1 protein-coding gene and 1 pseudogene are annotated in these 11,361 nt (G+C 72.8%); both read right to left on the bottom strand.

Annotated elements, in window-relative coordinates; translation table 11 throughout:
* On the bottom strand, positions 1 to 399 hold a 399-nt coding region (locus V8688_RS22040), incomplete at its 3' end, for a phosphopantetheine-binding protein (protein WP_342801598.1).
* Positions 400 to 547: 148 nt separating this feature from the next.
* Positions 548 to 11,329: pseudogene (locus V8688_RS22035) on the bottom strand (amino acid adenylation domain-containing protein); the annotation flags it as partial.
* Between the last annotated feature and the right edge of the window lie 32 nt (positions 11,330 to 11,361).

The raw sequence follows: 11,361 nt of genomic DNA, 5'->3' as shown, positions 1-11,361 counted from the left end.
GAGCGCGCCGACGGTCCGCGCGTCGAACAGGTCGCGGGGACGCAGCACCACCCCGGCCGCGGCGGCCCGTGAGACCACCTGGATGGCGGTGATGCTGTCGCCGCCGAGGGCGAAGAAGTCGTCGTCGAGGCCGACCCGGTCGTGTCCGAGGACCTCGCCGATCACCCGCGCCAGCGCCCGTTCGGCCGCGGTGCGCGGCGGCCGGTGGTCCCGGCGCACGGTGACCGGATCGGGCAGCGCGCGCCGGTCCAGCTTGCCGACCGGCGTGAGCGGCAGCTCGTCGAGGACGACGATCGCGGCGGGCACCATGTAGTCGGGCAGTACCCGGCCTGCCAGCGCGGTGAGTTCGGCCGGATCGAGCCGCTCCCCCGGTTCGGCCAGCACGTAGGACACCAGCATGGTGGCCCCGGCGCCGTTGTCGCGGCCCATGGTCGTCACCCAGGAGACGCCGGGCGCGGCGGCCNTCGAGCCGCTCCCCCGGTTCGGCCAGCACGTAGGACACCAGCATGGTGGCCCCGGCGCCGTTGTCGCGGCCCATGGTCGTCACCCAGGAGACGCCGGGCGCGGCGGCCAGCACCGCGTCGATCTCGCCGAGCTCGATCCGCAGGCCGCGGATCTTCACCTGGAAGTCGTTGCGGCCAACGAACTCCAGCACGTCGCCCCGGCGGCGCACGAGGTCGCCGGTGCGGTAGAGCCGGGTGCCCGGCGCCCCGTACGGATCGGCGACGAAACGTGCCGCGGTCAGACCGACGCGCCGATGGTAGCCGCGGGCGAGCTGGATGCCGCCCAGGTACAGCTCACCGGTGACTCCCTCGGGCACCGGACGCAGCCTGCCGTCGAGGACCAGCGCGGTGGTGCCCCGGATCGGACCGCCCATGTGGGTGTCGTCGCCGGGGGTCAGCGGATCGCTGATGGCGGCCATGATGGTGGTCTCGGTGGGCCCGTAGCCGTTGTGGAACTTGCGCTGCGCCAGCGTGTTCCAGCGCGCGACCAGCTCGGCGGGCACCTGCTCGCCGCCGACGACCAGGTGCCGCAGCCCCGGCACGCCTGCCGGGTCCAGGGTCGCCAGGACCGTGGGGGTGAGGAAGGTGTGGGTGACGCCCTCCGTGCGGATCAGCTCGGCCAGCTCGGTGCCGCCGACGGATCCGGCGGGCGCCACCACCAGCGTGCCCGCGCCGCCGAGGGCGAGCAGCAGTTCCAGCATCGAGGCGTCGAACGACGGCGAGGCGAAAGCCAGTGCGCGCGAGCTGGAATCGAGCTGGTAGCGCTGCTTCTGCTCGGCACAGAAGTTGGCAAGGCCCGCGTGGGTCACGACGACACCCTTGGGCAGCCCCGTCGAGCCCGAGGTGTAGATCATGTACGCGCCGTTGCCCGTGCTGGGCTGAGCCCGCAGCTCGATCTCGCGCAGGGCCACCGAGGCGTATCCGGCGACCTCGGCGGTGAATTCACGGTCGTCGAGCGCGACCCAGCCCGCGTCGCCGGGCAGGGTGGGCAGCCCGGTCAGCTCGGCGGCCAGGGTGACACCGAAGACCGCGCCGGAATCGGCGGCCATGTGGGTGATCCGCTCGGCCGGGTAGCCGGGGTCGATCGGCACGATCATCGCGCCGGTGCGCGCGATCGCCCAGACCGCGAGCACCGATTCGACCGAACGCCGGATCGCCACGGCCACAGCGACTTCCGGCCCGGCCCCCCGGGCGATGAGACCACGGGCGAGCTGATTGGCCGCTGCGTCGAGGTCGGCGTAGGTGAAGCCGCGACCGTCGCCGCGCACGGCCACGCCCGACGGGTTGGCCAGCACGGCGGCGTCCATCAGCTGCGACAGCGTGCGGGCCGGCTCGGCGGGCGGGCCGGTGAAGGTGGTCTGCGCGATGAACTCGGCCTCGTCGAGCAGTGCGACGTCACCGACCGCCACCTCGGGATCGGCGACGAGCTCGGCGAGCAGCCGGGCGAACCGGGCGCCGAACGCCTGGATCGTCGACTCGTCGAACAGATCGGTGGCGTAGGTGAATTCGGCGTGCATGCCGCCGTGGTCGGGCAGTTCGCGCAGCGTGAGCAGCAGGTCGAACTTGGCCTCGGCGGTGCGGGCGTCGAGCGCGCCGACCGCGATGCCGGGCAGCTCGAACGCGACCGGGGCGAGGTTCTCGAACGACAGCGCCACCTGGAACAGCGGATGCCTGCCCGCCGACCGGACCGGCTGCACCGCCTCGACGACCCGCTCGAACGGGATGTCGGCGTGCGCGAAGGCCCGCAGGTCGGTGTCGCGGGTCTGCCGCAGCAGCGCAGTGAACGGTTCGGCTTCGGTGACCCGGCTGCGCAGCACCAGGGTGTTGACGAACATGCCGACGAGATCGTCGAGTTCGCGGGCGCCGCGACCGGCGATCGGGGTGCCGATGGCGACGTCGTCGGTGCCGCTGGTGCGGGCCAGCAGCACCGCGAGAGCGGCCTGCACCACCATGAACACCGTGACGCCCTCGGCCCGGGCCAGCCCGGCCAACCCGGCGTGCAACCGCGCGTCGATCTCGACGGTGCTCAGGGCACCGGCGAAGGACTGCACCGACGGCCGCGGCCGGTCGGCGGGCAGCGCGATCTCCTCGGGCAGCCCGGCCAGTTCATCGGTCCAGTAGGTCAGCTGCGCGGCGGCAGTGGAGGCGGGGTCGGCTTCGTCGCCGAGCGATTCCCGTTGCCACACCGCGTAATCCGCGTACTGCAACGGCAGCGGCGACCAGGCGGGCGCGGCGCCCTCGGTGCGCGCGGTGTAGGCCAGCACGAGATCGCGGGTGAGCGGGCCCATGGAGAAGCCGTCGGCGGCGATGTGGTGGGCGACGAACACCAGCACGTGATCATCGGCGCCCAGACGCAGCAGTCGCAGCCGCACCGGCGGCGCGGCGGTGACGTCGAAGCCCTCGGCCACGGTCCGGCGCACCTCGTCGGCGAGGTCGTCGGCGGTGACCAGCATGGGCGTCAGGTCGACCCGCACCGCGCCGGGCGCGAGGACTTCCTGGACCGGGCCGTCGCCGTGCTCGGGGTAGCGGGTCCGCAGCACCTCGTGCCGGGCGAACAGGTCGCCCACGGCCACGGCCAGCGCCGCGAGGTCGAGCGCGCCGGTCAGGCGGATGGCGGCGGGGATGTTGTAGACGGTGGCGTCGGGATCGAGCCGGTTGAGCAGCCACATCCGCTGCTGGGCCAGCGACAGCGGTAGCCGGTCCGGTCGCGGTCCGGCCACCAGCGGCAGCGCCGCGAGCTCGTCGGAGCGGTGTACCCGCAGCGCGAGGTCGGTGACGGCCGGCGCCTCGAACAGCAGGCGGACCCCGACCGCGCGGTCCAGCGCGGCGCTGATCCGGGCGGCGGCCCTGGTGGCGAGCAGCGAGTTGCCGCCGAGGGCGAAGAAGTCGTCGTCGGCGCCGACCGCGTCGACCCCGAGGATCTCGGCGTAGACGCCGGCGACCAGCTGTTCGGTGGGCGTCGCGGGCGCGCGGAAGGCGGCGGCCTCGAACACCGGCGCGGGCAGCGCGGCCCGATCCAGCTTGCCGTTGACGGTGCGCGGCAGCGAGTCGAGCACGACGAACGCCTCCGGCACCAGGTACGCGGGCAGCTTGTCACGCAGGGCCGACTTCAGCTGTGCCGCCTCGATATCCGTGCCGACCACATAGGCGACCAACCGGTCGCCGAAGCGCGGATCGGTCCGGGCCAGCACCGCGGCCTGGCTGATCCCCGGCAGTCCGAGCAGCACGGCCTCGACCTCGCCGGGCTCGACCCGGAAGCCACGGATCTTCACCTGGAAGTCCGTGCGGCCCAGGTAGTTCAGCGCACCGCTGCGGTCGCGGGCGACGAGATCGCCGGTGCGGTACATCCGGGCGCCCGCCTCGAACGGGTCGGCGACAAAACGTTCGGCGCTCAGCGCGGCCTTGCGCAGATAGCCGCGGGCCAGCTGCGCGCCCGCCAGGTAGAGCTCACCCCGGACGCCCGGCGCGACGGGGCGCAGGCGCTCGTCCAGGACGTAGACCCGGGAGTTCCACTCGGGGGTGCCGATCGGCACACTCACCACATCGGCCGAGGTCACCCGGTGATCGGTGATCGACACCGCGGCCTCGGTGGGGCCGTACAGGTTGTCGAGCCTGGTGTCCGGCAGCGCGGTCAGCAGGCGCTGGGCCAGCGGGGCGGGCAGCGCCTCGCCGATGGCGAGGATGCGGGTGAGCGGCTGCGGCCGCGCCTCCCAGTACCCGGCCAGCGCGTCGAGCAGCGAGGGCACCGCCGTCAGCGTGGTCACTCCGGCGTCGGTGATGAGCGCGTCCAGATACGCGGGATCGCGATGCCCGTCGGGCGCGGCGATCACCAGCTTGCCGCCGCACACCGCGGCGGACCAGAACTCCCACACCGACAGGTCGAAGGTGGCGGGGGTCTTCAGCAGGAACACATCGTGGGCGTCGGTGCCGAATTCGCCGCGCAGCCACTGCAACTGGTTGACCACGGCAGCGTGCGGCACCGCGACGCCCTTGGGCCGCCCGGTGGAGCCGGAGGTGAAGATGACGTAGGCCGTGTTCTCCGGGCGCAGCGGCGCGCGCCGGTCGGCGTCGGTGATCGGCGACGGATCGGCCGACGCGATCACCGGATGGTCGACCCGCACCACCGGCGCCGCGTCGGTCCGGAAACCGTTGCTGAGCACACAGATCGGCGCCGCGGTGCCGAGGATGTAATCGGTGCGGTCGGCGGGCTGGTCGGGATCGATCGGCACATAGGCGCCACCGGAGCGGGCCACCGCGAACATGGCCACGACCAGATCGATCGAGCGTGGCAGCGCGAGCGCCACCAGCGACTCGGGTCCGACGCCCAGCGAGATCAGGTGCCGGGCGAGGCGATTGACTCTGGCCTCGAACTCGGCGTAGGTCAGCTCCAGTCTGCCCTCGGGCAGATCGGCGACCAGCGCGACGGTTTCGGGCCGGGCCAGCGACGGCAGGTCGGCCAGCGTGCCACCCGGGATCGCGAGATCCGCGGCGCCCGCGGTGATCTCGGTCGCGCGCTCGGCGGAGGTGCGCAGGTCGACATCGCCGACGGCCACGCCCGGCTCCCGCACGATCGCGTCGAGCAGCAGGGCGAGCCGGTCGGCGAAGGCCCGCACCGTCTCGGCGTCGAACAGATCGGTGGCGTAGGTGAAGAAGCCCTCGATGCCGGTCGGCGTGCCGTCGGCGGCGTAGCCGTCACCGACGATCAGATGCAGATCGAACTGGGATACCGCCAGTTCCGCCGACACCGGCGCGATCCGCAGACCGGGCAGCTCCAGCGCGGCGCGGTCGACGTTCTGGAACGACAGACCCACCTGGAACAGCGGATGCCGGGCGGTCGAGCGCGGCGGGTCGAGCACCTCGACGAGCCGCTCGAACGGGATGTCGGCGGCGGCGAAGGCGGCCAGGTCGCGGGTGCGCTGCGCGGCGAGCAGTTCGGTGAACGACGCGCCGCCGTCGTAGTGCGTGCGCAGCACGACGGTGTTGACGAACATGCCGATCAGGTCGTCGAGCTCGCGCTCGCCGCGACCGGCGAACGGGGTGCCGACCGCCACGTCGGCGGCGCTCGCCATGCGGGCCAGCAGTACCGCGAAGGCGGTGTGCAGCACCATGAACACGGTGGCGCCGCTGTCTTGGGCGATCCGGGCCAGCCCGGCGTGGGTGTCGGCGTCGATCCGCACCGGCACCCGGCTGCCCGCGAGCGAGGCGACGGCGGGCCGGGGGCGATCGGCGGGCAGTTCGATCAGGTCCGGCAGCCCGGACAGCTCCGCGCGCCAGAACGAGAGCTGGGCGGCGGCGACGGATTCCGCGTCGTTCTCGTCACCGAGGCGATCCAGCTGCCACAGCGCGTAGTCGGCGTACTGCACCGGCAGCGCGGGCCAGCCGGGGGCGTGGCCCGCCGTACGGGCCAGGTAGGCCGTGGTCACATCGCGCACCAGCGGCGCCATCGAGGACGCGTCGGCGGCGATGTGGTGCACGACGACGGCGAGCACGTACTCGGTCGGCGCGTCGGGGCCGTCGCCGGTGATGTCGAGCAGTTGGACCCGCAGCGGGACCTCGGCCGTCACGTCGAAAGCGGTGGCGGCGAGCGCGCCGACGTGGTCGATCAGCGCGGCCGGGTCGACGCGGCGCACGGCGACATCGAGGTCGACCTGCTCGACCGGCAGCACCCGCTGGATCGGGCCGTCGCCGGTGTCGGGGTAGATCGTGCGCAGCACTTCGTGCCGGGCCAGCACATCGCGCAGGGCCGCGCCGAGCGCGGTCACGTCGAGGCTGCCGGTCAGGCGCAGTGCGAAGGGCAGGTTGTAGGCGGCGGCGCCGTCACCGGCGGCCGCCCCCTGGTCGAATCGGTTGAGGAACCACATGCGCCGCTGTGCGGGCGACAGCGGTAGCTCGTCGGGCCGGGCGACGGTACCGAGGCCACTGGTCGCGGTCGTCTCGGTCTCGGTGCCCAGTGTCGCGGCCAGACCGGCGACGGTCGGGGTCTCGAACAGCGCGCGCACGGCGACCCGGCCGCCGGTGGCCGCGCCGAGGCGGGCGACCAGCCGGGTGGCGATGAGCGAATTGCCGCCGAGGGCGAAGAAGTCGTCGTCGGCACCGATGTCGGTGCGGCCGAGCACTTCCCCGAACAGTCCGGCCACGAGCTTCTCCTGCTCGGTGCTCGGCGCCCGGAAGGCGCGGGCCGAGAAGTGCGGGGCGGGCAGCGCTTTGCGGTCGAGTTTGCCGCTGGCATTGAGCGGCAGCGCGTCGAGCACGGTGACCGACGCGGGAACCATGTACGCGGGCAGGGTCTTCGACGCGACGGTCCGCAGCCGGTCGGGATCGGCCGCCTGGCCGGGCGCGGGCACGACATAGGCGACGAGCTGGTCGCCGAGCTCGGTGGGCGCGACCAGCGCCACCGCCTGGCTGACGGTTTCGTGCGCGAGCAGCGCGGTCTCGATCTCACCGAGTTCGATGCGCTGACCACGGAACTTCACCTGGAAGTCGATGCGGCCCAGGTAATCCAGCCGGTGCGGCGCGGTCGTCGTGGGGCGGCGCCACACCACGAGGTCGCCGGTACGGTACATGCGCTCGCCCGCGTCGAACGGGTCGGCGACGAAGCGGTCGGCGGTCAGGCCCGGCCGGGCGACGTAGCCGCGCGCGAGCTGATCGCCCGCCAGATAGAGCTCACCCGCGATCCCGGGTGGCACCGGTCGCAGCCGCGAATCCAGCACGTAGACACGGGTGTTCCACTGCGGCAGGCCGATCGGCACCGTCCGCTCGCCCGGGCGGGCGGGCCAGTAGGTCACCGAGACCGCGGCCTCGGTGGGGCCGTAGAGGTTGTGCAGGCGGGCCGAGCTGACCTCGGCCATCGCGTCGACCGTCTCCGGCGGCAGCGCCTCACCGATGACGAACACCTCGCGCAGCGACGCCAGCGCGGCGGGTGCCGAGCCGCCGACGGCGGGCCCGCCGTCGGATGCCGCCTGCGCGGCGAAGACGGTGAGCATCGACGGGACGAAGTCGGTGACGGTGACGTGGTGCCGGGCGATCAGGTCGATCAGATAGGCCGGATCGCGGTGGCCGTCCGGGGTGGCGAGCACCAGCGTCGCGCCGACCCGCAGCGGCATGAAGTAGCCCCACAGCGACACGTCGAAGGTGGTCGCGGTCTTCTGTAGATAGACATCGCCCAGGGCCAGTGGGTATTTCGCGAGCATCCACACCAGCTGGTTGTGGATGGCGGCGTGCGAGATCGCCACGCCCTTGGGCTTTCCGGTGGAACCGGAGGTGAAGATGACGTAGGCCGGGTGGTCGGCGCGCAGCGGCGCGCGCAGTTCGGCCGGGCGCACCGGATCGACCGGTACGCCCCGCGTATCGAGTTCGTCGAGCCGGAGCAGTTCGGTGCCCTCCGGGACCGGCATCGCCTCGGCGCTCAGCACGGCGGCCGGGCGCGCGGTGTCGAGGATGTAGGCGATGCGCTCGGCCGGATGGTCCGGGTCCAGCGGCACGTAGGCGCCGCCGGCGGTGAGCACCGCGTACATGGCGACGACGAGTTCCGGGGAACGCCGGATCGCCAGGCCGACAAGGCCTTCCGGGCCGACCCCGGCCTGGATCAGCAGCCGGGCGAGCGCGTTGACCCGCTCGTCGAACTGCCGGTAGGTCAGCTCGGTGCCCTCGTAGACGAGCGCGGTGGCGTCCGGATGCGCCTGCACCGCACGGCGATACGCGTCGAGCATCAGCTCGGGCGTCACCGGATGGCTGGTGCCGTTCCACGCGGTGAGCGTCAGTTCGCGCTCGGCGGCGGTGAGCAGGTCGATCTCGGCGATCCTCACCGAGGCGTCGGCGGCGACCGCCGCGAGCAGGTGGGTGAAGCGCGCCGCCATCGTCTCGATCGAGTCGGCGTCGAACAGGTCGGTGGCGTAGTTGAACGACGCGGCCATCGGCTCGGCCGGGTCGGTGCCCGGCACGATGGTCAGCTGGAGGTCGAAACGGGCCACAGCGCCGCCGAATTCGACCGGCGTCGCATCCAGGCCGGGCAGCCGCAGGTTCGGCAGATCCAGGTTCTGGAAGAACAGCGCGACCTGGAACAGCGGGTGATGCGCCTGCGAGCGGACCGGGTCGAGCAGCTCGACCAGGCGCTCGAACGGTAGGTCGGCCTGGGCGAAGGCGGCGATGTCGGCGCGCTTGGTCTCGCGCAGCAGATCGGCGAAGCTCGCGTGCTCGTCGATGCGCGAGCGCAGCACCAGGGTGTTGACGAACATGCCGATCAGGTCGTCGAGTTCGCGGGCGCCGCGGCCGGCCACCGGGGTGCCGATGGCGATGTCGTCGGTGTGCGCGAGCCTGCTCAGCAGCACCGCGAAGGCGGCGTGCACGACCATGAACTCCGAGGCCCCGCTGCGCTGGGCCAGCGCGGCGACGGCGGTGTGCACCTCGGCCGGGATCTGGAAGCCGAACTCGGCGCCACGGCCGGTGAACACCGGCGGGCGCGGACGATCGGTGGGCAGGTCGAGCCGGTCGGGCAGCCCCGCCAGGGTGTCGCGCCAGAAGGCGATCTGGGCGGCGGCGACCGAATCGGGATCGTCCTCGGCGCCGAGCAGTTCGCGGTGCCACAGGGTGTAGTCGGCGTACTGCACCGGCAGCGGCTGCCAGCTCGGACGCGAGCGGTTGCGCCGCGCGAGGTAGGCCCCGAGCAGATCGCGCAGCAGCGGCGCGACCGACGCTCCGTCGGCGGTGATGTGGTGCAGCGCCACCGCGAGCACATGCTCGCGCGGACCGAGTTCGGCCAGCGCCACCCGCAGCGGGACGCCCTGGGCGACGTCGAAGCCGGTGGTGGCGAATTCGCCCAGCCACAGCGGCAGTTCGTCCTCGGTGAGCTCGTCGACGAGCACATCGGGCACGGCCTCGGCCATCGGCAGCACCACCTGGTGGCCGACGCCGTCGACCGCCGGATAGTAGGTGCGCAGCGATTCGTGCCGCTGCACCAAGTCGGTCAGCGCGGAGTGCAGGGCGCGCGGGTCGAACGGGCCGGTCAGCCGCAGTGCGAACGGGATGGTCTCGGCGAGGGAGGCCGGGTCGAATTGGTTGAGGAACCACATCCGCTGCTGCGCGGGTGAGAGCGGGATCAGGTCAGGCCGCTCCCGGCGCGTCGGGGCCACCGGGCCGCCCCCGCCCTGGAGCGGCTCGAGTAGCTCGGCCAGGCCGGCGACCGTGGGCCGCTCGAAGACGTGCCCGGCGGGTACCCGCGCCGACAGTTCGGCGCCGATCCGGGCCGCGGCCTGGGTGGCCAGCAGCGAGTTGCCGCCGAGGGCGAAGAAGTCGTCGTCGGCGCCGATCGGGTTCTCCGGGCGCAGCAGCTCGGTGAAGATGTGCGCGATCAGCTTCTCCACCGCGCCCGAGGGCGCGCGGAACTCCTGCGCGCGCAGCGTCGGGGCGGGCAGCGCGGCGCGGTCGAGCTTGCCGACCGGGGTCAGCGGGATGGTGTCGAGCACGGTCAGCGCGGTCGGCACCATGTGCGCGGGCAGTCCGGCCTTGGCGTGCGCGAGCAGCTCGTCCAGGTCGATCCGCGCGCCCGGCGCCGCGTGCACGTAGGCGGCGAGAATGGTGGTGCCGTTGTCGAGTTCGTGGCCGACGGTGACCGCGAAGTCGACGCTGTCGGGTTCGGTGAGCACGGCGTCGATCTCGCCGAGCTCGATCCGGAAGCCGCGCACCTTCACCTGGAAGTCGTTGCGTCCCACGAACTCGACCGAACCGTCGGCGCGCCTGCGCACGAGATCGCCGGTGCGGTACATGCGCCCGCCCGCCGGGTCGAACGGATCGGTGACGAACCGCGCCGCGGTCAGCGCCGGGCGGCGGTGGTAGGCCCGGGCCAGCGCGTTGCCCGCGATGTAGAGCTCGCCGATGATGCCGTCGGGCACCCGTACCAGCCGCTCGTCGAGCACGTACTCGGTGACGTTGCGGATCGGCGGACCGATGGTGACGACCTGCCCCGGCACCATCGGCGCGCTGAAGTTGGTGCCCATGGTGGCCTCGGTCGGGCCGTAACCGTTGTACATCTCGCGCTCGCCACCGCCGGCCAGCGGCAGTACCCAGCGCCGCACCAGTTCCGGTGGACAGGCCTCGCCGCCCGCCACGATGACCCGGAAGTCGTCGAGACCCTGCGGGTCCACCGAGGCCAGGGCGGTGGGGGTGATGAACGCGTGGGTGACCCGCTCCCGACGCAGCAGCTGCGCCAGATCGTCGCCGCCATAGACGGTCGGCGGGACGACGACCAGGGTCGAAGCACCGGTCAGCGCCATCAGCACCTCGAACACCGAGGCGTCGAAGGACGGCGACGCGAGCTGCAGCACCCGCGAATCGGGGCCGAGCCGGTAGTGCTCGCGCTGGTACTCGTGGACGTTGGCCAGACCGGTGTGGGTCACCACCACGCCACGGGGCAGACCCGTGGAGCCGGAGGTGTAGACGACGTAGGCGGGGTGGTGCAGGCGCAGCGGGCGGACCCGGTCGTCGCGGGTCACCGGGTCGCTGGACTGCTCCTCGGTCGCCCGGCGCACGGCCTCGTCGTCGAGGCACAGCCACTCGATGGTGTCGGGCAGCCGATCCATCGCCGCGCCGACCGCGACACCGAGGACCGCGCCCGCGTCACCGAGCATGTGGGTGAGCCGGGCGGGCGGATAGTTCGGGTCGACGGGCAGGAACGCGGCACCGGTCTTGGTGACCGCCCACAGCGCGAGCACCGACTCGGCCGAACGCGGGATGCCGATGGCGACGATGTCCTCGGGGCCGACGCCCCGCGCGATCAGCAACCGGGCCAGCCGGTTGGCGCGCTCGTCGAGTTCGGCATAGGTCAATCGCACGGGCGCGGACACACCGTCGGACCAGGACAGCG

This window comes from Nocardia sp. No.11, assembly GCF_038752175.1.
Classification (GTDB): Bacteria; Actinomycetota; Actinomycetes; order Mycobacteriales; family Mycobacteriaceae; genus Nocardia; species Nocardia canadensis.
The sequence above is the reverse complement of the archived record's forward strand: the minus strand, read 5'-3'. Positions and strand labels throughout refer to the sequence as shown.